The sequence below is a fragment of the Streptomyces sp. NBC_01224 genome, assembly GCF_036002945.1.
GTDB lineage: Bacteria > Actinomycetota > Actinomycetes > Streptomycetales > Streptomycetaceae > Streptomyces.
Map to the genome: position 1 here is coordinate 2,270,343 of NZ_CP108529.1, position 25,767 is coordinate 2,296,109.

Here is a 25,767-nt window from a genome sequence, read left to right on the forward strand (position 1 = left end):
TGGTGGGGCGGGTGGGAGCGGGGCAGGCCGGGGGCTCCCGTTCACCGCCCTACGGTAACGGGACGGCCGGGGCGGCCCCGACGGGCCTCAGATGCCGAGCTTCCGCCCGATGTGGGCGATGTGCACCCTCCGGGTGGCTGCCACGAACCGGAAGTGCAGCCGTCCCTCGTCGGGTGTGAAGCGCAGGTGGGTGTCGAAGTACTGGGGCGCACCGTCGAGGTCGGTGAATTTGCAGTAGTCACGCTTACGGGTCGAGCGTTCCGGCGTCACGGCCGACCCCCACCGGGGCCCGTCAAGCTCGGTCGCCGCATCCCAGAGCAGGACGGCACTGTCCATCTCCGCGAGCCGTTTACGGACCGGGTGGACCCAGTACTGCTTCAGCTCCCGCAGCTGTGCTTCGACGTGAGGAAGGAAGCGCAGGTGGGGAAAGAGGTCGGCGCACCGGTCCCACAGCTCGGCACCGGTGCGAATGGCACTCAGGTCGCCGCGCAGGGCGGCTTCCTTCTCCTCACGGATCCACGGCAGGTGGGAGTCGACGTGCGCGGCATGGGCGGCGTGCCGGACCTTCACCTTGGTGACCACGGAGCCGGTGTCCTCGTCGTCCACGAGCTCTTCTCGGACCAGGGTGATCCGGTCCTCGGCCCAACGGGCCTCCAACGGGAGGGAGATGCCAACCCCGCCCATCAGATGTGCGATGCCCAGCCCGGTCGCGAGCTCACCGCCGTGACGGTACTCGACGTCGGAGAAGGTCTCCCCTTCGGGAAAGACCTTCTGGTGGGGCCATTTCGTCTGCATCTGCAGCAATCGCTTCCACAGGTCCTTGGCGGCGGGAGTCCCGATCCACTTGCCGATCGGATGGCCCTGGGCCAGCTGCAGGGCGTTCACGGGTTCCCGGGAAACCAGTTCCGTGCCCTGTCGATCCACCCTGGCGACGGCGACGATGGCCTTCACCAGCTCGGTCATGGCTCGGTTGACCCGATCCGGGTCCGCCGTCGTCTCACAGGAATTCTCGTTCAGGAACAGCTGCGGCACGTATCCCCCTCCGGATGGTGTGCGCCTTGCCCCGCCCCCCGGCGGGTGTCAGCCGATGAGCTGGTCGAGCGTGTTCTCCAGCTCGTCGAAGAAGCCCTCGGGCCACTGGTCGAGCATCCCGTCCGTGTCGACCTGCGGGCTGACGAAGTCCACGCCCGTGCCGTCACCGCGGAAGTAGTGCAGCACCACCTGCGCGGGGGTGAGCCGCCCCCGCTTGACGGCGAGCCGAACGCCGTTGATGACGTGGTCGCTATGGGTCTCCATGATCACCTGCGCGCCCTGCGCAGCGGCCGCGGCGGCCAGCGCGGCCATCCGGGTCTGGCCCTGCGGATGCAAGTGCGCCTCCGGGTTCTCCAGGAGGACCAGGGAGCCGGGGCGGGCGGTCAGGCAGGCCACCACGATCGGCAGGACGTAGGTGAGGCCGAAGCCGACGTTGGTGGGGCGGCGGCGCCGGGTGGCGCCGAGTGTGCCCTGGAACCCGTACGAGAGGCGTACGGCGTCGGCGCCCTCGATGGCGTCGGCCTGGATGTCCACCCCGGGGCACAGTTCGCCCATCCAGGCGGCGGCCTGGTCGAGCAGGAGGTCGGACGCGGCGCGGGGGTGGCGCAACGGGCCCTCGGGGACGGGGTTCCGCGCCTGGTCGCGAAGGAAGTTGACGGTGTGTTCACCGCGGACGCCGAGGAAGCCGCGGCCGATGGCCGCGTGATGATCACGTGGGTAGAACTCGGCGGGCGAGATCCGGTCGGCGTGCAGGTACTGGAAGGGCGCGGTGAAGAACGACGGGGACACGCCCTCCGAACCGGTCGGGGCGTCGGGTCCCTCCGAGGTGAGCGGCAGGTCCTCATCGAGCAGAGGCAGCAGGTTCTGCTCGGGGTCGTACTCGACGGTCCAGCCGTAGTGGTACGGCCCTTCGTCGACCGCGAGGGCGATCCGGGCCTCGTCCTCCGTGAAGTCCTCGTGCAGGACATCCTCTCCGGTGCCGAGACCCACGAGTTCGCCGTTGAGCAGAAAACCCTGGTTCGCGACACTGCCCGTCATTCCCGCCCGTCGCGCTTCGGGCAGGAAATCGGAGACCGCGAGATCGCCCGCCTCGTACGACTGGCGCAGCAGCGCGATGGCTTGGAGAACGCTGCTCTTGCCGGACGAGTTGAGCCCGGTGAGGAGGGTGAGCGGGCCTAGCGGAAGCGCCGCGTCGCGGAACGCCTTGTAGTTGTGGAGCGTCAGACGGTCGATCACTGCTCAGCTACCCCCCGGAACAGCCGCGCCACGTGCTGAAATCGTGTGCGGATCTTTGCCGGGTCCCCGGTGCCGATGGAGATCGACCGGTCGAAGTCCCAGTCGTCCATGAGCTCAAAGAACCTGCTGTGCACCTTCGCCCGAGACGCTACCAGTCTGTCCCGCTCGTGATCGTCGAGTAGCGCGAGATGGACGGAGATCGTCTCGAACAGTGCCTTGTTGATGGCGGGGGAACTGCGCGGCCCCCCACGCCACTTGCGGAAGGCGTGCTCACCGAACAGTTCCCGCGCGCACCGCATGGCCACCCGGAACTCTCGTGTCAGCTGTTCCCGCCGCTCCTCCGCTAGGCCGTTGACCTGGTACATCGCGTTGATGAGGAACTGGTCGAAGTCCTTCTCGGTGTGCTCGGCCGGATTGGCCAGGCGGAAGGCGAGGAAGCGCAGCACCATCTCCCGGTCGGCCATCCGTTCGTCGGACACGCTCCACCGGGTGGCTTCACCGAACGCCGGGTCCTCGGCCAGGTCGGCGAGGAACGCCCGGACGGGCCCCCGCACCAGCGCGTGCCGCAGCTCCTGCGGTTTCAGTGGCATACCGCCGGTGTTGATCCGGGAGAACACGTTGTACTTGACGGCCTCCGGGGTGCCCTGCTGCATGATGTGGACGGTGAGCTGGGTTTCACGCAACCGGATCTTCAGCCGCCCGGTCAGGTCCTGGTACGTGCTGCCGTTGAATCTCCAGAGGTAGTCCAGGCCCCGGAGGGCCAGCGGGCCGAGGCCCGTGAGCTTGGGCTCCATGAACCGGGCGATGGCGGTGAGCCGCTGCACGCCGTCCACCACGGCCCACTTGTCGTCGTCGTCCTGGGCCATGTGGAAGTTGGAGATCGGGATGCGCAGCAGCAGCGACTCGATCAGCCGGCTCTGCGAACGGTCGCTCCAGATCCCGGCCCGGCGCTGGAAGTCCGGCGCGAGGTCGATCATGCCCTCCCGCAGCCGGGACAGCAGCAGATCCACGGTGGTGGTCTCCGTATGGATCTTGATGCTGTCGGGCCGGAACGGGGCGGAGATGCCGTCGGCGTCGCTGTAGTCCTCGCCCTCCTCGTCGGCAGGCAGCTCCAGCTCCACGCCGGTCGGTCGGCCGTCGGACCCGATTTCGAGGGGCGCCCCCAGCGGCAGGAAGAGCGCGTCCGGCTCGTCGACGTCCTCGGCCACGGCGTATCCCCGGGGCTCCCCCGGCCGGTTCCGTCCGGTGCTCCGGTCGTCGGCACTGCCCTCCAGGTCCGTCATGGTCCCCGTAGCCCTCCGTCGCCGCCCGATGCCGTTCCCGTCCCAGCCTATAGACGGGCCTTACGGCCTGTCAGCGCGACCATCCGGGGCCGTCGGCACCGTCAGCGCGGCAGGTCCAGCTCGGCCACGACCGTCTTGCCGACGGGCACGCGGTCAAGGACGTCCCACCGGTCGGCGAGCGCCTCCACCAGAAGCATGCCCCGGCCGGTCTCCGCCAGCGGCGACATCGGGGGGCGTGGCGCGCCCGGGGCAGGCGGCCGGAGTTCGCCCCGGGTGTCGGAGACCGCGATACGCAGGGTCCGGCCGAGGATCTCGGCGGTGACCTCGAAGTCCCGGCCGGGGACGCGGCCGTGCGTGACGGCGTTGGCGGCAAGCTCTGCGACGAGCAGGGCGGCGGTGTCGGACACCTCACTGCCGTACGGCACGCCCCAGGCGTCGAGCTGGTGCAGCACGAGCCGGCGGGCGAGGCGTGCGCCACGCGGAGTGGAGCTGAAGCGCTGGACGAACACACGAACGGTGAGGAGCGCTTGACCGGTCGCGGGGGTGGACGGTGGATTCATGCGCCCAATCTGGCGGTATATCCAGACCGTTCTCCAGCAGGAACCCGCGTACGCCATGTCAGCGTACGCACACGCGCCATGGGCGGTACCGAAGGAAAGACGCCCTCGGCAGGCCCGGACCGGCCGAGGCTGCCCGGTGCGGGCGGCCGCCGCTCACCGCGCGCTTCGGACACCTCGACGGCCCCGGGAGCGCGGGTCAGCACCAGCTCCCGGTCGGCACGGGTGACCTTGGTTGTAAGCCCGTCCAGCAGAGCTTCATCAGTTCGTACAGCCCACCAACGGCCGGTCCATACCGTCAGGCCGGAAGGGGCTCCTTGATACGTTGGCGTGCGCACGGACTTTCTGATCGCGCACGGGGGAGCTGGCTGTCGCATGGCATGGGACGAGTGGGACCAGGTGAAGGCCGGGGTTGCGGCGAAACGTAGCGCGGCGCACATGCAACTGAACCAGGCGGCTGCCTCAGGCGGTGGCGGGGGCAGCCAGAAGGATCTGGTTGTCCACAACGACCAGCTGGGAAAGCTCGGCAACCTGGCCTACGCGCTGCGGGAGGGTCTGCGCGTTGACGCGGATCATGCGCGTCAGAACACCTTCGACGCCTCCATCGAGCTCTTCAACGACGGTCTGGACATGGGCTCCGCCCTCACCGAGCTCCACGACGCGTGGAACACCAAGGTCGGGACGCTCAAGGAAGCCTGCGCCCACATCTCCAACCATCTCGACTACTCGCGAGCACAGCACGCCAAGGACGAAGTGCAGATCGCGACCACGATGCGGGATGCAGAGGGAACGCCCATGACTGAGTCACGCATACAGGATTACTGGACGTAGACGGGGAAGCAGCATGCTGAAGGTCTCGGAACTGCTCAACCTGCGCCTGGGGACGCTGCATTCGGCGGTGGCCGACTGGGGGCAGATGGTCTCCAAGCTCCAGTCCCTGGCCACCGGCGAAGGCTCCGCGGGCACCGGTGGCGTGAACGCTTCGGAGCTCAGGGTGCAGGCGGAGAACGCCGAATGGGAAGGGCAGAACGCCAGTGTCACGCGGCAGTTCGTCACCAAGACCGCGGCGGAGTTCACCGATGTGGTGACCGAGGCGCGCAGCGTACACAAGATTCTGCAGGACTCCCATGACGATCTCAAGAAGCACAAGGAAGACCTTCAGACCACCATCGATCGGTGGGCAAGGCGCAATGTGCACATCAACGAGGACGGTGGGGCGGTCAGCTCCGTGCCATCCGGAGCGGCGGCCGGCACGGCAAAGATCGAGCCGGCGACCCAGGACGAGGTCGACACGGCTGCCGCCGAGGTGGGCCGGATCCTCTCGGCGGCGGACGAGATCGACAGGATCGCCGCACGTGCCCTGCGTAAGCACGCGGCGGGGAAGTACAACTTCAGCGAGGCCGGCTACAAGGGCCTGGAGGACGCGGACCGCAAGCAGGGCGTCGAAGACGCGGATGCGATGCTGAAGCTCGCGGCCAAGGCCGACGGGATGACCGACGCGCAGCTGAAGCACTTCAACGAGGTCGCCAAGTACCAACGGGACAATCCGGCTTTCGCCGAACGCTTCGCGACGAAGCTGGGGCCGGAGGGCACGCTCCAGTTCTGGCGCAGCCTTGCCGATCCCGGCCACGGTGACGCCCCGACCGGCGACCGCGCGAAGATCCTGTCCACGGTGCAGGACAATCTCGGCCTGACGCTGGCCACCGCGTCACGTGTCGACTCGCCTGCCATGCAGGAGTGGAAGGACGGGATCATCGCCGCGGGCGATGACCGGATCAAGCATCCGGGGATCATGAGTGCCCCGTACGGATACCAGGTCATGAGCAGTCTGATGACCAAGGGGAAGTGGGACGGGGCCTTCCTCAACGACTACGGCGACAGTCTGATCGCGTTCGAACGCAGCAACAAACGGGCCGGCCCGGACTGGCTCTGGGGCAACCCGGGCCACGCGGCTCAGCTCGACTACCCCCCGAACACCAACAAGCCGGACAACGACCCGGTCGCCGGGTTCATGGAGGCGCTTGGGCACAGCCCCGAGGCTTCCCTGGACTTCTTCAACGGCTCGTCCGGCAAGGGCGAGAAGGACGACCTGGACACCGTCAGCAACTGGGACTATCTGGTCGACAAGGACAGCAAGGACGCCCGCACCTGGCCGCTCGACGACGACGGCAAGACAACCGGCTACACGAACCTCGGGCACGCCCTGGAGTCGGCAACACTCGGGTACGCGTACGATGCCTCGCCGCCCTCGATTCCAGAGCTGGGCTCCGAGGCGCAGAACGCGGCGCGCGACGAGCGAACCGAGCTCATGGAGAAGGTCGTCGACCATTACAAGACCGCCGACGCGATCGAGAAGCAGGACGGAGTCCGCGACAGCCTGACCAACATGGCGGCAGGCCATATCGACAGCCTGAACTACTCCATGGACAACATGGGCGGTAGTGGCGATCTCGTGGATCGAGACGGCTTGTTCGGGAAGGACACCCATCGTCTCCGTGATTTCGGCGAGACGGGCAGCATGCAGTTCATGCGGGCCCTGGGAGCCGACGAGGATTCGCACGCGACCCTCTCCGTGGCCCAACAGGTCTATGGGTCGAGCCTCATGACGGCTCAAGGCGACGACAGCGACTCCGCCATCGCGGCCGGCCTGCACAGCGTCAAGATGCACGGCATGCTGGACGAATCCCGTATCGAGGCCATAGGCAAAGAATTCGCGGACGACAAGACCGAACGTAACCTGAAGCTGGAACAACAGGGCGCATGGCGCGACTTCGCTGCCGAGGCCACGATCGGCGTTGCGGTGGGTGTCACGACGGCGGCGATAGTTCCCGCTGGACCAGTAGCCGTGGTTGCTGTTCCTCTGGCCATCGAGACCATTGGCGGCGCTGCCAACACACAGTTCGGCAACGAAACCATGCAGTGGCTCAAGGACCATGAGTTCGAGAACCACGACGAAGCAGCCCAGGGAATCGACAAGGCCAAGGCTGAAGGGCGGCAGAACGCGATGGGGCCCCTCCTCAACTACGTGGAGGCACACAACATGGAGAGCGGTGAGGTCCGCAAACTGATGGGGACGGCCGAGGACTCGTACAACAGGGGCGGACGGCTCAGCGACACCGACGACGCCCGGGGGTGGTGACGTATGCGGACACTTACACCTGTCCACATCCTCCTGATGTGTTCCTTGGCTCTCGGAGTGAGCGCCTGCTCGGAAACGACGGATGAAACAGATGCGGATGTGGCTGCCGCACAGCGCAAGGCATGCCAGGAACTGTTCGGCACGTCCGGGCTGAAACAGATAGACCGTGGAGTCGAAGGATCCGAAGAGTTGCGTTTCAGGAGCCCGGCCTCTCTGGCTGATGCCCGATCTCGCCACCATGATCAAGTCCGGAAGTGGACTCCCGAGAGTAAGCCAACCCGGTACGTCGAGTCGAATATGTGCGTGATCCGGACCGACATCTCCACGGGGATGCAAATCGGCCTCACGTACAAACCTTCCCCCTTCCCTTTCGATACTGCGTTCGACAAAGGGACCAAGAACGGAATCCTTTCGGAGCCTCGTCTGACGCAGGTCAATTCGGACGTGAAGCTCGTTTACGGGGCCGATGAATACAGGGAAGCCAGATACCAGGTCTACGTGCAGTGCAAGGTACCGGATACCCCGGCAGGACAGGAGCGCGAAGTCCCTCTGACGGGCGAGCTGACCGACACGCTCACCGACGGTGTGACCGTTCGAGACCACCTCACACTCCTCCTCCATTCGGCCCGCGTCATGGCCGGCACACTCGATTGCCAGAACGAGCCCGTCGTGCCCAGCACGCTGCCCGCCTCAGTAAAGGTCTCCTGAGCGGGACCAGTTACGATTTGGGCGGACCCGACCCCCGAATCACGATCCTCCACGGCAGCCGGACAGGCCGAAGCGTGACGGCGATCACACAGACACGGCAGCTGTAGTTCGTGACTCGTGAGGTTCCTGTCATGCGATGGCCACTGCCATGACGTTGTTCCAGCGGCGGTGGCAGTCGGCGGCCCGCTCTCGCCTCGGACGAACTCCGCGGTGCCGTCGATCGGGTCCACCACCCACAGCCGTCCGCCGGAATCGGCCACTTCTGCGCGGGGCTCGGACTGCTCGTCTTCCTCGGCGATCACTACCGCGTCGGGGCCATCGAAGTCGCGGATCGCCGCCACGACCAACTCCTGGACTGCGATGTCGGCCTGTGTGAGGAGTGTTCGGTCGGTCTTGACCTCGACGGGCAGGTCGGCCAGACGCGACCTGTAGTACCGCGTTGGGGAGATCCCCATGCGTACAAAGAGCGGGATGCCGTTGCCCGACACCCGCTCGACGCCTTGAGCTCAGGGGCCTCGCAGCAGGTCCCGGAGGCCGCTGACCAGCGCTTGGACGTCGCGCTCGGCAGGCGGCTCGACCGGGGCGGCCGGGGTCGCGCTCGCTGCCTGTGTGCGACAAGGACGGCAGAGGCCGTCGGGCAGAGCTTCAGGCTGTCCGGGTGCACCGCATTCTGTGCACTCCATGAGCACCTGGCGGGTCGGAGCGGCCGGTGCCGATGCCGGTGCCACGGGCAGTTGGGGCGGCATCTTGTCGGTGAGGCGGCGGCGCACCAGGCCGATGGGTGATCCGATCCGCTCTGGAAGCCCGGCGGTGAGCACCGAAGTCAGGTAGTCGGCGCTGACACCGCGCGCGAACCAAGCGACGGCAAGTGGCTCCAGGGCGGCGCAGTCGGCGGCGGAGAGCGCCAGGCGGGTTTCGCGGCGCCCGAGTTCGGCCAGAGCGAGGTACGCGGGGGAAGGAGCCGCAGCAGCCGAAGGGGCGGCTGCGACCGGCTCGTATTCCGGCGCCGGGGGTAGCGGCGGGTTCGGGCCAGGGGGCGCCGTGGTGCCTGCTTCCAGCGGCCGGTCCGGGGGCGACTCCGCGGTGCGCTGCCGGGGTACGACCGGTTCGGGCCCCGGCTCGGCGGAGGGTACGGATACCTGCTCCGGCGTGGCAGCTCCACCTGCGAGCCGGGCGGCCCACCACTCGTTGTCGTGGGCGGCGCGTGACCAGTAGGTGAGCGTCACCCACCGGTGCTGACCGCCGCTCTCGACGCGGCAGCGTACGCGGCGCAGGTGCCCAGCCACGGCGAGTGCGCGCAGGGCGGTACCGATGGCCATCTGGCCGTACAGGGGCAGGTCTTTGGCCAGCGACTTGATGTCCATGGCGGCGCCGTCGGGCAGGTGGTCGACATACCCGGCGACATACCGCTCACGCTCCGGCAGGAAGGCGAAGTCGTCGCCGCCGGGCCGGCCTTGGCCGGGGACGGACTGCTTGCCGTAGCCGGTGTGGGCCTTGCGGTACGGGCGTGAGGCTGCGGGGGCGGGCAGCGCGGAGTTAGGATGCTGAATAGCCACGAGATCGTCTTTCTAGTGTGTCGATCTTGGGTGAGACCCCGGCCGGTGCTGCTAACACCGCGTCGGGGTCGTTTCGTTGAGGGCACCGTAAGCAGCCGCTATCCTCCGCTGCAACTTGCTCACAATTAGTCATACTGTCCGGCCGGGACGGGGTAGGGAGGGTGGGAAGGTTTCCCCAAAACCCCCTACCTACCTCCTGGATGAACAACACCGCTCGGATCCCGGACCTCGGATCCCGACCCTCGGACGCCGGAGCTCAAGCGTCGGGCCGCGCACCTCTCCCGGACCCCCGAACGAGTGACAGGACGGTGCACGGTGCTCGAACCCCAAGACTCGGGACGCGAGTTCCGAGGCCGACGTCCGGGTCCCCGCAAAGCGCGGCGTCCCCGTCGAAGTGAGCCACCGCGTGCTTCCGCCTGAACAGAAGTACAGCTGCCGCCTCTTCGGCGGGCGGGGGGCCGGGGCAGGCGGTCGGGCGCCCCGCGCATGGGGCGAACGCCAGGATGCACCGCTTTCGCCGCGCGTACGCTGCGTCAGCGTACGCGCACAATGAGTGGACAGTACGCATCACTCGGCGTGACGATGGAACCGAGTCAGAAGCGGTACGGCTGGGCGGGTGCGCGCGAAAGGTGGCCGACGGTGGCCTACGAGAACACGGACGACAGCGCTGCGGGAGCGGCGGAGGGAGGAACGGGCGCGGGAGCCGGCGCCGAGCCCGGGGTGTCGGACAGTCTGCGCACGTTCGGCGCGTTCGTCCAGGCCTTACGGGAGCACGCGGGCTTCAGCCGCGAGGAGTTCGGCGACCTGGTGCGCTTCTCCAAGCACACGGTCGCCTCGATCGAGCAGGGCCGACGGATGCCGGACCGCGACTTCGTGGAACGCGCGGAGGCGGCGCTCGGGAACACCGGCGCGCTACGGAAGGCGGCGCCACATCTGACGCGGCAGGCGGGGCTGGCGAGTTGGTTCCGCCAGTGGGCGCGGGTGGAGACGACGGCGATCAGCCTGTACACGTACGAATGCCGGGTGGTGCCAGGCCTGTTGCAGACGGAGGCGTACGCGCGAGCCGTGTCGCTGGACGTGCCGCCGTTGCCCGACCCGGACGAGTTGGAGGAGCGGATCGCGGCGCGGCTGGCCCGGCAGGAGCTGCTGGCGGTGACTCGGAAGCCGCCGACGGCGTTCAGCTTCATCGTGGAGCAGGCGGTGCTGGAGCGGTGGACGGGCGGGGAGGCGGTGACCCGGGAACAGTTCGACCGGCTGCTGGAGTTGATTGAGCACAACTGGAACGTGGAGTTTCAGGTGATGCCGCTGCGGCAGCCGTCGCACGCGGGGATGGACGGGCCGATCATGCTGGCCGAGACTCCCGAGAACCGGTGGTTCGCTTACTCGGAGGGACAGCAGAACGGACGGCTGATCGCCAACGCGAAAGAGATCAGTCTGCTCCAGCAGCGGTATGCGAAACTGCGCTCACAGGCCCTGACCCCCGTAGACTCCCTGGGCCTGTTGAAGCGATTGCGAGGAGCGCTATGAGCACGTCCGAACTGGCCTGGTTCAAGAGCAGCTACAGCGGCTCGCAGGGTGACGCCTGCATCGAGGTGGCGAAGGGGATGCAGGCGATCCATGTCCGCGACTCCAAGGACCAACTGAGCCCGGAACTCGCCCTCTCCCCCGCCGCATGGGACGACTTCGTCTCCTACGCAGCCCAGGGCTAACCTTCACGCCCCGCACCGGACCGTCCGGCGCGGGGCGCTGCCGTTCACCGGGCAGGCGGCGTCCACTTCCCCGTGTCGACGGCTTCCTGAAGCCGTGCGGAGAAGTACGTGTGCGCTGCGCGCATCTCCTTCTCCCGGTCGGCCTTGTAGAAGGGCGCGGTGTAGCCCTCGGGAGGCTCTGACCGCTCCCTTTTGTTGTAAGCGAGGAGATGGTCGTATTGCTCCTTGGTCTGCCCGAAGCCGTACGTGTATCGGTCACCTGCGATCTTGCGTTCACCAGCATCGAACCAAGTGACCGCGTCGAAGTCCTGCATGATCGGGAATCGGGACTTGTACATGGCCGCGAGCGCGTCAGCACTCACCCCAAGCCAGACAGCGACCAGGGCATCGATCTCTACGAGTGCGGCGCGGCGGGCTCGCTCGCTCCGGAGGGGAGTCGCTCGTTCCCACGTGGGACCGACATCATGGAGAGGCTGCATGCCTGGCCACTCCACAGCCCAGGGCTCGTAGCCGGGCCAGGTTGACTCATATAGCTCCGCCCACAACTCCGTGTAGGCAGAAGTTAGGCAGTTCAGGCGCAATGTACGCAACAAGAGAGCTGCGGCAAGCGGGTGTTCGGCGGTCGGCGCAGGCAGCCGCCTCGCTGTAGCCACGTCGAGGTTCCTCACTCGAACCGTGCGTAGCAGATAGTCCACCGGAAGCGACGCCCAGAAGCCAGCCAACAGCGCAGTGCTCCGGTTGCCAGACAGCGCCGCACTGCGCAAGGCATCAACGTGCGCGGCCCCAGTGGGCAACAAGGCGGTGTAGAGCGCCCTCTCCGTATCCGGCGCGATCATCTTGCGCCACGCCATCCGGTAGAACTCCGTGTACGGCCGTCGCAGCCGCCGCAAGAGCTCCGCATCCACCTGCTCGTCCGTAACGTCGGCCGGTGCCACCCCGAAGCGCCCTGCTGCGGCGTTCCGTGCCCGTGTCACCTCGCGCTCGGACGCCTTGAGCTGCTCCAGCGTCCTGCCGTCGCTCCACACGTCCTGCGCGGCCCGGTACACCTCGGGCTTCGCGACGTAGACGTACTCGGACTCGGGCACGGCGTCGTCCGCCAGGGTCATCGGATTGAGGCCCAGGACCTCGCCGCCGCCCTGGCTCGGCTGCTTGAACATGGGGTTGGCAAGGCCGATCTGCGGACCTTTGAGGATCACCTCGGACCAGTCGGCTGGCCGCCGGACCACACCTGTGTCATCCGGCGCGTTGTAGTCGATGAGGTCAGCCGCCTTGGCCCCGCTCTCGTGGTAGCCGCTGCTGATCTGCGGCTCGTACTCCGCAAGCCGCAGCGAATAGTCCGCCAGCGCCTCGATCGCCTGCACCTCCGCCGTGCTCACCGGTGACAGCAGCCGGGCCTGGCGGACAGGCTGGGCCTCGTCGCCGGTCAACTTCTGCCACCGAGCAAGCGTTGCCTCATCCACCCGGACGATCCGCTTGCGGTGCGGGCGTTCGTCCCAGCTGTCACCGTAGCGGACCCCGGGGTCGGGAGCCGTGCCGTCGTCGTCCGCCGAACGGCGCAAGGCATCCACGGAGAAAAGCCACGACAGGTGGTCGAACCCGACCTCGCCCACCTGACCGTAGATGTGCACGCCGAAGTGGCTGGACCGGCCGACCGGTGGCGCGAAGAACCGATTGCCCGCGTTCACAAAGTCGCCGTGGACCCGCAGCCTTGTGTATGCAGCCTCACGCAGTCGTCCTTCCCTGTCCCCGCTGAAGTGCGAGTCCGGGTGGACCAGGCCCACGGAGCCGTTATTCGCCGTGTGCTGCCATGTCTGGCACATGAACGCCCGGTACAGGTCCGGTTGGGTTCCCACGAGCAAGGGATACACCGGGCCGGAACCCAGCATCTCTGCCATGCCGCTGGTCGACGCAAGCTCGGCAAGCAGATACGCGCGTACGCGCTCCGACGCCAGAAGTTCGTCACGTCGCCGCGTCCGTTCCGCCTTGGTCGGCTTCTCGGTGAGCATGAACCACGGTTCGTGCTCGGCGAGAATCGCGTTCTCCTCCCACCTTGGCTGCACCCAAGGCGGGTTCCCCACCTGAAGGTCGAACCCGCCCCCCGCCCCCCGGAACACGTGCGCGAAGTGCAGCTCCCAGTGGAAGAAGCCGTGGCCGTCCTCCGCCTTTATGTCCTTCTCCGTCGTGCCGGCGATGTCCTCGACCGTGCTCAGCCACGGGAAGCGGAACGGCAGCCGCGCCGGGGTGTCCATGCCGAGGAGGCCCTCCAGGCGGTCCTCCACATCGCTCAGCAGCTCCAGCGCATCGTCCGGGTCCAAGTCATCGATGCCCGCCAGGTACGACCCCTCGGGCAGGTCCTCCTTGCCCAGGACCGACTCCAGGAAGTCCAGCCAATCGGCGAACGTCACCAACGGGATGCACGCGCGCCGCTGGTCCTTGACCTGAGCCCGGCGGCCCGACGAGCCCCGCTTGGACCCGGTCGCCAGCCCCGCGTCCGCGCCCAGCTCCTCCTGCTCGCCGTCCGGGTCGTCGAACAGCCCGGTCGCCTGCCACAGCTGGTCCCCAGGCGCCGGGCCCGACGGCTCCACCGGCACCTCGGCGGCCACCGCCGGGCGCGCCCCGCGCATCAGCCCCGCAACCGACGACTCGTCGACGAGCGCGCCGCCCGTCCCGTACACCGAATCCGTGCCGTCGAGTTCGCCGGTCTTGTCCAGCGGCCAGAACCACAGCGCGCACCACGCGTCCATCACGGTCTTCAGCCGCCAGTACGGCGTACCGTGGCGTGTCAGGTCGTCGAGGACCTTCTGTTTGTCCGCTGCCTCCGAGGACTGCTCCAGCCAGTCCGCGCCCCACACGTCGATGCGGCGGGCGATCGTCCGCTCGGAGAGTTCCAGCCGGGTGGCGACCAACGACCACAGGAACTCGGTGCGGCGGGCCACGCCCTGCAGCCGGCCCAGCTCGGTCTTCTCCGCCGCCCTGCGCCACCGTTCGTAGCGCTTCTGCCGTGCCTCGTCGGTCTCGTCGCCGCGCTCCTGGAATGGCTTCGGCCCCTTCGGCGCCTTCTGCACGCCCTTGCGCCACCTGCCGAGCGCCTTCGCCGCTTCCTCCGCGAGCTTCTTCGCCTCCGCCTCGCCCGCGACCGCGCCCCAGCCGATCGCGGGCAGCAGGAACTGGTGCACCGCACCCTCGGGCAGCGGGCCGTCCCGGAACGGCAGGTCGGTCGGCGGCAGGGTGTTCTTCTTCGCGAGCCACTGGCCGTCCGTCAGGACGTCGGCCTCGTAGACCTTGCGGCCCGCGCCGATGAGCGAGTTGCCGCGCCGCAGGTGCAGGCCGAACCAGGGGGCCCGCATGCCCGGGTGCATGGAGTTGAGCCAGAGCGAGACCTCGGCCAGCTCCACCGCCGTGGCGTTGAGGTCGACCCCGTAGGCGTTGTGGAGGGCGACGTACGCCTTGGCCTTCTGGAGCTCGATCTGGCGCAGCTCGGGGTCGATGCGACGCCCCAGCTCGTGTTCGCGCCGCCTCAGATACTCGGCGGCCACCTGGTCGATCGCCTCGTTGAGGAACGCGCCCGAGCCGAGAGCCGGCTCGCAGATCTTCCACTCCAGGAGTTCCCTGGCCGGGGTCCTGGTGTCGTGCTGGTCCAGGCGGTGCTTGAGGGCCAGTTCGACCGTGACCTCGGTCAATGACTTCGGCGTGTAGTACGAGGCGGAGGTCTGGCGGTCGCGGCCGGCCAGGCGGTAGACGAACGTGTCCTTCGGGTGGACCACCCGCTCCGGGCGGCCGGTCTCGGCGTTGGTCCGCTGGACGAAGACCTCGTCCCGGTAGTCCTGGACGCGGGAGGCGGGGATCATCCAGCTGCCGCCCGAGGGGTCGCCGCCCTTGGCGACTTCGTACAGCTCCTCCTCGGCGATGAAACCGGTGTACGACATCAGGCCCTCGTACACCGCGCCGAGCTGGTTGATGCCGAGCTGGGCGTACGAGATGAACCCGCCGCGCTCCCTGCCCCGGCCCTTCGTGAGCATCAGGCGGCGCAGAACCTTGTGCAGTGTCTCGTTGCGCAGCCGGGTGTCCAGGAACGGGCGGCGGCGCTCGCCCTCGCCGCCCCGGTACGCCGGGTTCTCGATCTGGTCGTCCGAGATGAGACGGACGGCCTCCTTGGTGAACAGCTCGGAGCGCAGGGCCTCGAAGCGCAGTCCCGCGCTGGTGCTGCGGGCGGCGGCGCGGCGGGCCCGGTCGGCCTCGCGGACGCGTTCGGTGTGCTCGGCCTGGGTGATCGTGCCGGCGGCGAGGAGTTCGGCCGCCTCCTGCTCGGCCCGGGCGGCCTCGCGGGCGGCGGCCTCGGCCGTCAGGTCCTCGGGCTCGGTGCCGTAGCGGCGGTGGCCGTTCTCGACCTTGTCGAAGAGCAGGTCCAACGACTCGAACAGGTGGAAGCCGCGCCGGGAGCGCTCGCCGACGAGGTCGCGCAGGACGAGGTCGCCGAGGCGCTGGAGGCCGTACCCCCGCTCGTACTCCGGGTAGTCGGAGGGCAGGATGCCGAGCGCGGGGCTGGCCTCGGCGTACAGCAGGAACAGGATCCGGTACAGGTAGCGCAGCGCCTCGCGGCTGAGCTCCTTGGCCAGGCGGGCCGGGTCGTCGAGTTCGGCCGGGGTGATGCCGTTCTCCGGTTCGCGCAGGCGGTCCAGGACCTCGCCCGCGATCCACTCGACGCTCAGGCGCAGGCCCTCGCGCAGTTCGGTGGAGACGCCGACGGCGTGCTTGCCGGACTTGTCGAGGAAGGCGGCGAGCGGTGCGGTGCCACCCTCGGTGGGGACGCGCAGCGAGTCGGCGCCGAACAGCGCGGCCACCGTGTCGAGTTCGCCGCCGTGGCGGTCGTCGCGGCGGTTGAGCGCCGCGTCGAGGTCGGCGGCCAGGTAGCGGCCCTCGTGCCAGGCGAGGCGGTCGGCGAGGACGATGACGCCGCCGACGAGCAGCAGGACATAGCGCGGAGGTGTGTCGCAGGCGAAGAGGAAGTCGGTGACGGCCTTGGCGTCCACGAGGATCGCCGAAGCCTCCAGGGCGACGGGGTGGAGCAGGCGGCCGGCGCCGTCCGGGTCGAGAGCGGCGTCGGGCTCGGTGGTCCAGCCGCAGGAGACGGCGTACAGGCCGGGTTCCGCGTGGGCGACCTGGACGGTGTACTCGTGGTCGGCGCGGTGGACGGTGACAGTCTGCTCGTGGGCGGCGGTGTAGCCGAGGGCGTGCAGGGTGTCCAGATGAACTTCGGTGCACCGCTTCTGCCAGCCCTCGGGCTCGGGCGCATCGGGGTCGGCGAGCGCTTCCGCGTCCTCGGCGAGGGCGGCGCGGCCCGCGAAGTAGGGGCCGCGCAGGGCGCGCAGTCCCTCACGGGGGGTGCGGGCGCGCGGAGGTACGGAGGCGGGGTCGAGGCCCTGGCGCTTGGCGTCCGCGACGGCGTCGGCGTGGCGGCGGCGTTCCTCCTCCTCGAAGGCGGCCCAGCGGGCGAGGAGGCCGTCCTTGGCTTTGAGATCCTTGGGGAGGACTTCGGCGAGATAGTGGGCCGAGAGGTAGTCGCCCTGGTTGACCAGCGAGTCGTACGTCACGTCAGTTCTCCGCCTGGGCGTCGGACGGGTGAGGGTGGGAAGTGAACGACTCGGCCGTCAGGTCCGCGTCGTTCCCGGCGCCGGGGGCGTCCGGGTCGCCGGGGCGGTCGAGGACGGCCAGGACGCGCAGCAGCGGACGGCCGGTGGTGTGCAACTGGTCGAGCAGCCGGGCCAGTTCGTCGGCGGTCTCCTCGACGAGGCGTTCGCGGCGGCCGGTGATGCCGGGCAGCAGGGACTCCGTACGCCACTGGGCGACATGGCCGCGGTAGGTGGCGAGCGGCTCGCTGATCTGTTCCTCCCAGGCGGCCCTTCCCGTCTCCAGGTGTGCGCGGGCCGCGGCGACGGCGGCCGGCACGAGGGCCTGGAGCCGGTCCGGGTCACGCGGCCCGCCGGTGCGGGCGAGCCTCGGGCCGACCTTCGCGTCGCGCAGCGCGTCCGCCATGGGACGCACCTCGGGTGTCCCGGTGCCGTCGGCGTCGAGCCCGGTCACGGCCATCCACCGCACCACGGTGGGGCGGCCGAGAGCGTTGGAGTGGATGCCCTGGACGAGGAACACGGGCCCCTCGACGTGAGGTGTGGTGATGACCGGGGCCTCCTGCCTGCCGAACTCGACGAGGACCTTGTCCGTCAGCCACTCCACCACCGGGTGGATGTCGGTGAGGAAGGACACCTCCGGCCACATGGTGCCGCTGCTCTCCCTGGCCTCCGTGAGCTTGCGCTGCGCGAGGGCGCGGTCGAAGGTGACCAGCATCCGCTCGGCGACACGCTGCTCCTTCAGGTAGGAGGGCGGCAGCGCCTTGAGGCGGTGCAGCAGATCGGGGGCCAGGGCCGGGGAGAGCGAGAAGTACGCGCCGCCCTTGGCGTCGGTGCCGGACGCCAGGCCGATCAGCTCCTGGGCGCGGTCCTCGTAGACCTCGTCGAGAGCGGTGTCGACGAAGTCGGCCGTGTCCCCCTCGAAGAGGGAGATCAGCTCGGCGCGTGCGGGCAGCTCCTGCTCGGTGATCGTGCCCACCTGGCCGAAGAGGTCGGCTAGGGCGGTGTCCTCGGCCGGGGCGGACTCCAGGAAGTCCTCGACCGTGCCGCCGCGGACCAGTTCCCTGATGAGCCGGCGCTCCTCCTCCTCGGCCCGGTAAAGGCCGGACACGGCCTCGGCCGTCCCGTCCAGCTTGTGCGCCTCCTCCTCCCGGAGGAGCAGCTTCTCGGCGACCGTTCGGTCGTCTTTGGCACCGGGGATCGCGGAGGTGAGGATCAGGGCTCGGAACTGGGGCTCGTGCTTCTGCCCGTACCGGTCGATACGGCCGTTGCGCTGCTCGATGCGGATCAGCGACCACGGGATGTCGTAGTGGATCAGGTGGTGGCACTGGCGGTGCAGGTTGACGCCCTCGGAGGCGACGTCGCCGGTGAACAGCAGCCGGACCGCGTTGTCGGCCAGGCCGAACGCCTCCAGGACTTTGGCCTGCTCGTCGTCGCTGAGGCCGCCGTGCATGACGGTGACGGCCTTCGCCGTGCCGTCGGCCCCGACCGGGAAGCCGAGGCGGGCCGGAACGACCTCGGCCAGCCAGGTGAGTGTACGGACGCGTTCGGAGAAGACCACGGCCCGGGTCGCGGACCGGGGTCCCACGCCGATTTCCTTCAACTGCTCCACGAGCGCGTCGAGTTTGGCGGAGTCGCCGGGTGCGGTGCCGTCGCCCATGTCCGCGACGATCTCCCGCAGCCGGGCCAGGGCAGCCTGCTCCGGGACGATGGCCGGGTCGGGCCGCAGCCCCTTCTCCCCGGCTTTGCGGATCCGCTCGCCGAGCGTGGCGACACGGTTGTCGACCGTCTCACCGAGTGCGACATGGGAGGACAGGAACGTCTTGAGCAGGTTGTAGGCGAAGAGCTGCTCGGTGGCGACCGAGGTGCGGTCCTGCTCGGCCGTGCCGAACTCCGTACTTACCTGTGGGGCGGGGAGCCAGTGCTCGGCGAGCTCGGCGAAGATCCGCTCCTCCGCCTCACCGGCGCCGCAGTGGAGGGAGACGGTGGGGCCGCGGTCGGGCCACTCGGTGCCCATCTCGTCCCGCACCTCGGGACTGATCTTGGTCCGCCGGATGTAGAGGTGGCCGAGGTCCTCGGCCGGGTCGTAGTGGTCGGGGTCGGCGATGGCGGCCGGGTCGAGGAGCGAGATCAGGTCGGCGAAGGAGCGCTTGTCACCGTTGTGCGGGGTGGCGCTGGCGAGCAGCAGGGCGTCCGTGCGCGGGGCGAGGATCTCGGCGAGGGCGCGCCGCTGACTGCCGGGGTTGATCAGGTTGTGCGACTCGTCGATGACGACGGCGTCCCAGCGGATGCGCTCCAGGTGGTGCCGGTACTGGCCGATGTTCTTGAGCGTGTCGACGGAGATGATCACGCGCTTGTAGTGCGTGAACGGGTTCCGGCCGGCCGGGATCTCGCGCTGGATGCGTTGGATGCCGAGGGAGTCGAGCCGCACGAGCGGGATCGAGAAGCGGGTCCACAGCTCGTGCTGGAACTGTTCCAGGATGCTCTGCGGGGTCACGATCAGGAGGCGCTCGCCTCGGCCGCGGCGGATGAGCTCCGCGAGGGTCAGGCCGATCTCGAGCGTCTTGCCGAGGCCCACGACGTCGGCGATCAGGACCCGGGGCCGGAGGTTGCGCATGGACAGGGCGAGCTCGGCGGGGCGTTGCTGGTAGACGAGCGGGTCGAGCAGGAAGCGGTCGGCGAGGGCCAGTCCCCGCTCGGACTGGGGCAGCGGCGTCTTGCGCAGAATCGCTTCGAGGAAGAGGCGGCTGCGCCGGAAGTACGAGGAGGTGTCGGGGACCAGGCGGGTCTTCTCCGGGTCGAGCAGCTCCACGCGGTCGATCCCGCTGAAGAAGACGGCTTCCTCGTCGCGGACGAACTCCGAGACGCCGACCGCGTCGATCCGCTCACCGTCGTGATCGGTCGGGGCGGTGTTGCGGACCAGCCACTCCTCGTCGCGTACAAGGATCTGCGCCCCCGGCGGGAACCGGGTCTCCCTCGGCTTCGCCCCGTGGTCGGTCACCCGTCGTCCCTCCGTTGTCGCCTGCGTCGTGCGGCCCTGCGACGCCAAGTCTGTCACGTGGGGCAAGGCCGGCCGGCCGGGCTTCCGAGAGGGGTGATGTCACAGCTCAGAAGCGTGCCTCCCGGGCATAGGCGGCACGGATCCGCTCGGCGATCCGCAGGGGCGCTGCGGGGCGGACGGCAGTGGCCGCACGGCCTCGGGGCGGGGTTCCGCCAGGCCCGGGAACCGCCCCCGACGGTGCGGCGAGGACAGCATCCTCGGGTTCCTCGCCGGGCTCTGTGCCGATGCCAGGCCGCTCGGCTCCGGCCGTCGCCGGTGCGCCGGTCTCCTCGTCGTCCTCGGCCGCTGCCGCGTCGACGGTGGTGGGTGTGTAGGCCGCGTCGCCGCTGCCGGGGTCGAAAGCGGGTGGGGGCAGTTGCGGCACCACGATCTCGGGGGTCAGGCCGGCGAGCCGGCGCTTGGCCTGGAGGGCGGTCAGGCCCAGACCGTGGATGACCCGCACGAGCCTCTCGATGACCTGCGGCAGCGTCGGCCGGGCCGCAGGGTCCAGCGCCAGCATGTCCGTGACCAGGCCCTCCAGTTCCGGGGGCAGGCCGGTCAGGTCGGGCGGCGTCGCGGGGTCCTCGATCTTCAGCGCGACGGCCTGCCAGGTCGGCCCTTCGTACGGGTAGTGTCCGGCCGCGGCGAACAGCAGCACCGCGCCCAGCGCGTAGACATCGGCCGACCGCTCCAGCTGGTGCTCGCCCCGGGCCTGTTCCGGCGGCATGCACAACACGCTGCCGACGACGAAGCCGGTCGCCGTCAGCATGGTGCGACGCTCGGCGAGCACGGCGAGGCCGAAGTCGATCACTTTGGGACCGTACTCGGACAGCAGGATGTTCTGCGGTTTCAGGTCACGGTGGAGCAGTCCCGCATCGTGGACCGTGCCGAGGCCCTCGGCCAGCAGCGCCCCGAGACTGGCGGTCTCGGCGAGAGGGAGGGGGCCGTGCCCGGCGACGTAGGTGCGCAGATCCGGGCCGGGGACGTATTCCACGGCGAGCCAGGGCTGCTCCGCGGCCGCGTCGGCGCCCACGAAGCCCGCGACGAACGGCCCGTACACGGTGCGCATGCTGTCCACTTCGGACAGGAACCGGGCACGGGTGTCCTCGTCGAGCACGGAGGCCTTGATGACCTTCACCGCGGCCTGATGACCGGCCGCGGATTCACCGAGAAACACTTGGCCCATACCGCCGGCCCCGATCCGGCAAACGAGCGCAAAGCCCCCGATCGACTTCGGGTCGTTGTCTCTAAGTGGTTCCACGGCGCTACGCCTCCCCCTGTATGGCTTGCAACCACGGCTCTGGACTGCGGGCAGACCCGGACCGGAGTCAGTCTATGCAAGCCCGCACTTCCCCTGTGCTGCCTCTTCGGGCGGGTGCCCGCGCGACGGGAGCAGCGGGCGGGGGTCGCGACTTGAGCGGTGAATGCATCTGCCGTCTCTGGACCACAGCACCAATCGCGAATGTCCAGCCGCGTGGCCTCAGGCCTCGCCGGTCTCGGCTTCCGACACCCTTCAAAACAACCGACGCCGCCCTCAAAGGAACGGGCGCGGGGTGCCGATGAGGTCGGTTACTACGGCGAAGAATCGCTCGTCGACGGTGTCTTGAGGGGTGCTGGCCGAGAGGATACGTTCCGTCTGGGTGAGGGGGGCGGAGCCCGTCGTGGTCCCAAGTGAGGGCAACCGAGTTGGCCTGAAGTTCCCCCGCTGAACTGGACTGCTTCCTCCGGGACTCAACCGTCCCAGTATCAGGCTGTCCAGTTCAGCGGGGGAACTTCATTCATCAGGCTTCTGGGACGGTCGCCCCGGGCGGTGGAAAACGCGATCCTGTCCGTATTCACCGCGCTCGCAGTCTTCCTGCTCGCCCAGCCGTGATCAGTTTTGCTGTGAACGACCCAGTTCGGACAGATCGCTGTAGAGGCGGTTCAGCGCGTACGCGCCCAGGCCGAGGCCCTGGTCGATTCGGCGTCGTGCGGCTGGGTTTCGGTAGTGGGGTTCCAGCAGCAGGAAGAAGTCCTCTGCGTGTTGTTCGTCGATTTCGGAGTGGAGGCCGTAGTGCATCAGGTCGGCTTGAGCGACCCAACCGCGGTTCACAGCCGCGTTGCCCGTGATGGCCGATACCGAGGCGAATGCGTACTCGATCGCGCCCATGCAGCCAATTCCTACCTGCGGGTCCTCCAACGTACACACCGCACTGAGAACGCTGTTGTACGCGTGGACGGCCGGCATCATCTTCAGGCCGTTCAGCCGTACGGTGTCGCTGCCGATGCTGGCCAGAAATCCGCGGAAGGTCTCGTGATGGAATTCCTGGGGGCGGAATCCGCCGTGTTCTTCCACGACATTGCCCAGGATGCCGATGCGATCCGCGGGGTGCTCGATCCGGGACACCAGCGCAGCCATCGGACGGGCGAAGTAGGTGACGGCGAAACCTAGTTGCTCCTGGCTTGTGCGGAAGTTCTCCAACGACATGCTTCCGTCTACCAGCGTTCGGAAGTACGGATTGTTCAGGACACCGGTCTCGGCCACGATGTGCTTGGCGTGCGCTGTCACCAGCGGGGCCTTGGTTGTCCGCAGATGGGTGGTCACGGTCGCTTCTCCTGGCGTGTTGTTCCTGAGCGCGGCTCGATGCGGGACCGGCGGAGCCCCTCTGATCGCCGGTGCCGAGTGGAATCAGCATACGACGGTGAGGGGCTCTGGACGAGAGGACGCTGTCCGGTTCTGTCGGCTCAGGAACGCAGGGCTCCCAGGAGGCGGTGACCTCGGTCGTTCGGATCAGTACTGCTGTGGAACACGCGAATGGCCGCTCTCAGCTCGTCAGTTGAGATGGAGCCGGAGCTGTCGGTGTCGATGTCGGCGAACGACACGTCGATGTCTTCGTCGCTCAGCGCGAAAGAGGACTGAAACAGGCGCTTGAACTCGGACTTGTCGAGTTCGCCGTCTCCGTCGACGTCGGCGGTGGCCACGAAGACCTTGGCGGACGGCGTGACAATCCGCGCGTAATCATCCGGCTTGTCCCCCAGGCTGACAAACCCGGCCAGGAATTCGTCGCGTGATACGACGCCGTCCCCGTCTGTGTCCATAGGGACAAACAATCTCTTCCAGTACTCCAGAAGGGATCTCTGCAGCGCGCTGGCGGGGGCGGTTCCTGGCGTGAGCTTGAATTCCCGCGTCGTGCGGTCCACCCAGGCGTACACGTCGGTTTCGCTGACCCACCCGTCGCGCTCGTGATGGAACACGTTGTAGTAATGCTGGGCCTTGCTGTGGATAATGGATTTTTCCGGCATGCGAAGACCTCGAATTTTCTTGTGCGGTGGGCGAATCGAATACCCACCGCGACCCGGTCCACGAGCAATGACTCGTGAGCTCAGGGTGGCAGCGTTTCCCTTCCCGGGCGCCGGCACCAAAGCTTCACCACTCATTCGAGTGAGTAATTCGACCTGGCAGTTTCAGCGCGGTTCAAGGGCGTGGCGCCAGCGCGACCGCGATCCGGCGGTGGATGTCCTCAAGAAGGTTCCGCATCGCTGTGCGGAAGATTTCAGTCTGGTGGTCACCGAGGAAAGAGGTGTGCCCGAACACCTCAAGGGCGACGAGGCCATGCAGGTGTCCCCACGCGATCAGCAGGAGCGCGGTCGCTGGGGGCGGCAGATATCCCAGGCCGTAATGCGGCAGCTGGTCCAGATAGGCCCGGAGTGCGGGTGAGAGTGCGGGGGTGTCGACTGCGGCAAGTTGCGCCGAGGTGAACCCGTCGAACATCTCGCGCTCGAAGATCGCACTCATCCGGCGCGACGCCTGGGTGGTCGGGCCTTCGATGGGTGCCGCGTAGTCCCGTAGCCGCGTTCCGTAGAGGAGCTGGAAGTGCTCGGGATGGGCGATGGCCCAGCGACGGTAGCCGACCGACCCTCGGCGCTCCCCCGCCGCATCGACGCCGCAGCGCGCCACCGCACCTCACCATCACCGCGCAACAGGAAGAAGTCGGCTTCCTCGTCCTCCAAGAACAAGACCGCAGCGAACACAATCCCACCGATAAGGAACTCTCCGACGCCAAGAAGCACACATGGATGCGCATCCCTCGCTTCGACTACACCCCCTCGAACCGGCTCCGCTTCATCCTCCGTGGCGACTCCCCGCACCGCGCCACGGAATGGACCGACCTCCCTGGCCGGCCCCTGGAGGACCAACTCGCCGAGATCGTGCAGGAGGTCGACCTCCGCGGAGAGGCAGCCGAACGCCAGCGTCTGGCCGATCTGGAGAGAGCACAGCAGCAACGCGTGCGGTGGGAGGCTGCTGAGCGGCAGGCCAAGACCGAATACGCAGAGGCGTATCGCGTCCAGCACCTCGAAGCACCACATGCGGCGTGGCGGCGCGCAGCGGACCTGGTCGAGTACATCAGCGCGCTCCGACTCCACGCAGAGAATCTGCCGACGGGACCGGCCAGGGATGAGGCCGAGACCTGGATCGCCTGGGCCGAGAGCCACGTGCAACGCCTCAATCCGCTCAACGGTTCACCGTTGCTACCGGAAATCCCCGAGCCCCGCGACGAGGAACTCAAGCCCTTCATGCACGGCTGGAGCCCCTACGGGCCCGGCTACTGAACGCCCCGCTCCGCCAGACTCCCAGCCCGCCAAACCGCACCGGCCAGCACGCCCACCACCGCAATCAGCGACGGCAAAACCAGGCAGATCTTCGCCAAGAGACGGTAAAGCCCGGCCTCCGGAAGCAAGCCTTCCGCCTGCGCTGACCTGCCTGATCACTCGACTGACGCTCCGTCAGAACGTGCGTCAAACGTGCGTCACGTGCGTCGAATATGCGTCACGATATCGCCCGTAGCGCCCACATCGCACATAATGCACACCACCTAAAACTGCAGGTCAGGCGCCCTTGGCGGTGGGCTCGAGGATCGCCACGCACTCCACATGATGCGTCATCGAAACCATGTCGCAAGATGCGAGACCTTGCATAGTCCCAGGTCAGCAGCGGTTTTCGCCTACCCGGAGGGGCCTTGCGGACGCTCGGAGCGTCAAATGAGCGTCATCTCCGGTCGGCGCGGCACTCCCTCGCGCCCATGCAGACAAGAGTGCTTCCTCAGGAGCGTCCCGCTCAGCTTTCACACCACCCGTGTTACCCGGCCGGGTATGTCTGCCAAGTCGTACAGCAGGACGCCGGCCACCGACTCCTGCACCACCGCAGTGCCGTGCCCCGTCATTGCACGGACCAGCTCGGGCTCCAGGACGCTCGTCAGTCAACTGCGGATCCCGGTGCCGTTCTTGAACACGACCTCCCCGGAGTTGCTACAACCGACCTCGGGTCTGCGCGGGCATCAACTCCGCCTCGATGGGCGCTGGCTGCGGTTGGCCGCCGCCCGGATGCCGAGTTCCGCCGCCCTCAGCTCCTCGATCGGAGCGAGGTCGCCGAGTCCGGGTACACACACACCACGTCGCCCCCGTTCAGCGCGGCGAGCGAGGCACCGATCACCTGGGCCGCCGGCATTCCGCCCTCGTCGCGGACCGACGGTTCACACCCCCGCCGACGGAACCTCATTTCGTCGCCGCTGGCGGCGGAGCGTGCCCGCTGCGTGGGCTGTGACCACTTCTCCACTGGCGGCACAGGCGCTCGGCATGAGCCGGCCCGCATCGCGCCTGCGACGTCCGGGCGTCAACGAGCATCCTGGAGCGCAATACCAGCAAGCACCATGGGTCGCTGCCGGTGCCGGTGTGACACGAACTCTGGTAGGCCGGGCGACTGCGAGGCCCGGGCGTTCCACACGCCGGTGCCGGGCCGTTCGACGGGCGGTTGGCCGACAGGCGCATCCGTTCAGAGGCTCTGTGGTGCAATAACATCTGCCCGGCACCGAGCTTGGCGTCGGCCCAGCGCCCACCCGGGACGGA

Annotated in this window: 16 protein-coding genes and 2 pseudogenes; 6 read left to right on the plus strand and 12 right to left on the minus strand. The window is 68.3% G+C overall.

Going from position 1 to position 25,767, the window contains the following annotated elements; translation table 11 throughout:
- Nucleotides 1-87: 87 nt before the first annotated feature.
- The 4 genes from OG609_RS09580 to OG609_RS09595 all read right to left on the minus strand — a co-directional run bounded on the left by OG609_RS09580 (nt 88) and on the right by OG609_RS09595 (nt 4,111).
- Nucleotides 88-1,032 (minus strand): hypothetical protein, encoded by a 945-nt coding sequence (locus tag OG609_RS09580; protein WP_327272428.1) that lies wholly within the window; start codon nt 1,030-1,032, stop codon nt 88-90.
- Between the two features lie 48 nt (nt 1,033-1,080).
- Nucleotides 1,081-2,268: an AAA family ATPase gene (locus OG609_RS09585; RefSeq protein WP_327272429.1), complete on the minus strand. Its 1,188-nt coding sequence runs from the start codon at nt 2,266-2,268 to the stop codon at nt 1,081-1,083.
- Nucleotides 2,265-3,551: a DUF262 domain-containing protein gene (locus tag OG609_RS09590; protein WP_327272430.1), complete on the minus strand. Its 1,287-nt coding sequence runs from the start codon at nt 3,549-3,551 to the stop codon at nt 2,265-2,267. The genes OG609_RS09585 and OG609_RS09590 overlap by 4 nt, the downstream gene beginning before the upstream one ends.
- A 101-nt stretch (nt 3,552-3,652) precedes the next feature.
- On the minus strand, nt 3,653-4,111 hold the full coding sequence (locus OG609_RS09595; RefSeq protein WP_327272431.1) for an ATP-binding protein: 459 nt from the start codon (nt 4,109-4,111) through the stop codon (nt 3,653-3,655).
- Between the two features lie 372 nt (nt 4,112-4,483).
- On the opposite strand from OG609_RS09595, the gene OG609_RS09600 reads away from it, so the two are divergent.
- Genes OG609_RS09600 through OG609_RS09610 form a run of 3 tightly spaced genes read left to right on the plus strand, consistent with a single transcriptional unit; the run spans nt 4,484 to nt 7,955 of the window.
- On the plus strand, nt 4,484-4,939 hold the full coding sequence (locus OG609_RS09600) for a hypothetical protein (RefSeq protein ID WP_327272432.1): 456 nt from the start codon (nt 4,484-4,486) through the stop codon (nt 4,937-4,939).
- A 13-nt stretch (nt 4,940-4,952) separates the two neighbouring features.
- Nucleotides 4,953-7,247, plus strand: a complete 2,295-nt coding sequence (locus OG609_RS09605; RefSeq protein ID WP_327272433.1) for a hypothetical protein — start codon at nt 4,953-4,955, stop codon at nt 7,245-7,247.
- A 57-nt stretch (nt 7,248-7,304) separates the two neighbouring features.
- Nucleotides 7,305-7,955 (plus strand): hypothetical protein, encoded by a 651-nt coding sequence (locus tag OG609_RS09610; protein ID WP_327272434.1) that lies wholly within the window; start codon nt 7,305-7,307, stop codon nt 7,953-7,955.
- Between the two features lie 200 nt (nt 7,956-8,155).
- On the opposite strand, the pseudogene OG609_RS46130 reads toward OG609_RS09610, so the two are convergent.
- Both OG609_RS46130 and OG609_RS09615 read right to left on the minus strand, forming a co-directional pair.
- A pseudogene (locus OG609_RS46130) lies at nt 8,156-8,410 on the minus strand (inositol monophosphatase family protein); the annotation flags it as partial.
- Nucleotides 8,411-8,461: 51 nt separating this feature from the next.
- On the minus strand, nt 8,462-9,511 hold the full coding sequence (locus OG609_RS09615) for a MarR family transcriptional regulator (protein ID WP_327272435.1): 1,050 nt from the start codon (nt 9,509-9,511) through the stop codon (nt 8,462-8,464).
- Nucleotides 9,512-10,150: 639 nt separating this feature from the next.
- Between OG609_RS09615 and OG609_RS09620 the strand changes: the two genes are divergently transcribed.
- The gene (locus tag OG609_RS09620) at nt 10,151-11,038 is read left to right on the plus strand and encodes a helix-turn-helix domain-containing protein (RefSeq protein WP_442817958.1); all 888 of its coding nucleotides are present in this window, start codon (nt 10,151-10,153) and stop codon (nt 11,036-11,038) included.
- Complete coding sequence (locus OG609_RS09625) at nt 11,035-11,220, plus strand: DUF397 domain-containing protein (protein ID WP_327272436.1); 186 nt, start codon at nt 11,035-11,037, stop codon at nt 11,218-11,220. Before OG609_RS09620 ends, OG609_RS09625 begins: the two co-directional genes overlap by 4 nt.
- Nucleotides 11,221-11,264: 44 nt before the next feature.
- Here OG609_RS09625 and OG609_RS09630 read toward each other — a convergent pair whose 3' ends face one another.
- The 6 genes and pseudogenes from OG609_RS09630 to OG609_RS09655 form a co-directional block, all read right to left on the minus strand.
- Nucleotides 11,265-16,811 carry a DNA methyltransferase gene (locus OG609_RS09630; RefSeq protein ID WP_327272437.1) on the minus strand — a complete coding sequence of 1,849 codons (5,547 nt, stop codon included), beginning with the start codon at nt 16,809-16,811 and terminating at the stop codon, nt 11,265-11,267.
- A 1-nt stretch (nt 16,812) separates the two neighbouring features.
- Nucleotides 16,813-19,845: an SNF2-related protein gene (locus tag OG609_RS09635; RefSeq protein ID WP_327272438.1), complete on the minus strand. Its 3,033-nt coding sequence runs from the start codon at nt 19,843-19,845 to the stop codon at nt 16,813-16,815.
- 106 nt (nt 19,846-19,951) lie between these two features.
- Nucleotides 19,952-21,145, minus strand: coding sequence for a serine/threonine-protein kinase (locus OG609_RS09640; RefSeq protein ID WP_442817959.1), 1,194 nt, complete (start codon nt 21,143-21,145; stop codon nt 19,952-19,954).
- A 612-nt stretch (nt 21,146-21,757) separates the two neighbouring features.
- Nucleotides 21,758-22,432 carry a TenA family transcriptional regulator gene (locus tag OG609_RS09645; RefSeq protein ID WP_327272440.1) on the minus strand — a complete coding sequence of 225 codons (675 nt, stop codon included), beginning with the start codon at nt 22,430-22,432 and terminating at the stop codon, nt 21,758-21,760.
- Between the two features lie 176 nt (nt 22,433-22,608).
- Nucleotides 22,609-23,166 carry an EF-hand domain-containing protein gene (locus tag OG609_RS09650; protein WP_327272441.1) on the minus strand — a complete coding sequence of 186 codons (558 nt, stop codon included), beginning with the start codon at nt 23,164-23,166 and terminating at the stop codon, nt 22,609-22,611.
- 172 nt (nt 23,167-23,338) lie between these two features.
- Nucleotides 23,339-23,773: pseudogene (locus OG609_RS09655) on the minus strand (TetR-like C-terminal domain-containing protein); the annotation flags it as partial.
- Between the two features lie 167 nt (nt 23,774-23,940).
- Between OG609_RS09655 and OG609_RS09660 the strand changes: the two are divergent.
- Nucleotides 23,941-24,474: a hypothetical protein gene (locus OG609_RS09660; RefSeq protein ID WP_327272442.1), complete on the plus strand. Its 534-nt coding sequence runs from the start codon at nt 23,941-23,943 to the stop codon at nt 24,472-24,474.
- The last annotated feature ends 1,293 nt before the right edge of the window (nt 24,475-25,767 follow it).

Coding starts and splice junctions, on each gene's coding strand:
- OG609_RS09590 (WP_327272430.1), bottom strand. CDS start 3,551: ATGACGGACCTGGAGGGCAGTGCCGACGACCGGAGCACCGGACGGAAC.
- OG609_RS09595 (WP_327272431.1), bottom strand. CDS start 4,111: ATGAATCCACCGTCCACCCCCGCGACCGGTCAAGCGCTCCTCACCGTT.
- OG609_RS09600 (WP_327272432.1), top strand. CDS start 4,484: ATGGCATGGGACGAGTGGGACCAGGTGAAGGCCGGGGTTGCGGCGAAA.
- OG609_RS09605 (WP_327272433.1), top strand. CDS start 4,953: ATGCTGAAGGTCTCGGAACTGCTCAACCTGCGCCTGGGGACGCTGCAT.
- OG609_RS09625 (WP_327272436.1), top strand. CDS start 11,035: ATGAGCACGTCCGAACTGGCCTGGTTCAAGAGCAGCTACAGCGGCTCG.
- OG609_RS09650 (WP_327272441.1), bottom strand. CDS start 23,166: ATGCCGGAAAAATCCATTATCCACAGCAAGGCCCAGCATTACTACAAC.
- OG609_RS09660 (WP_327272442.1), top strand. CDS start 23,941: ATGCGCATCCCTCGCTTCGACTACACCCCCTCGAACCGGCTCCGCTTC.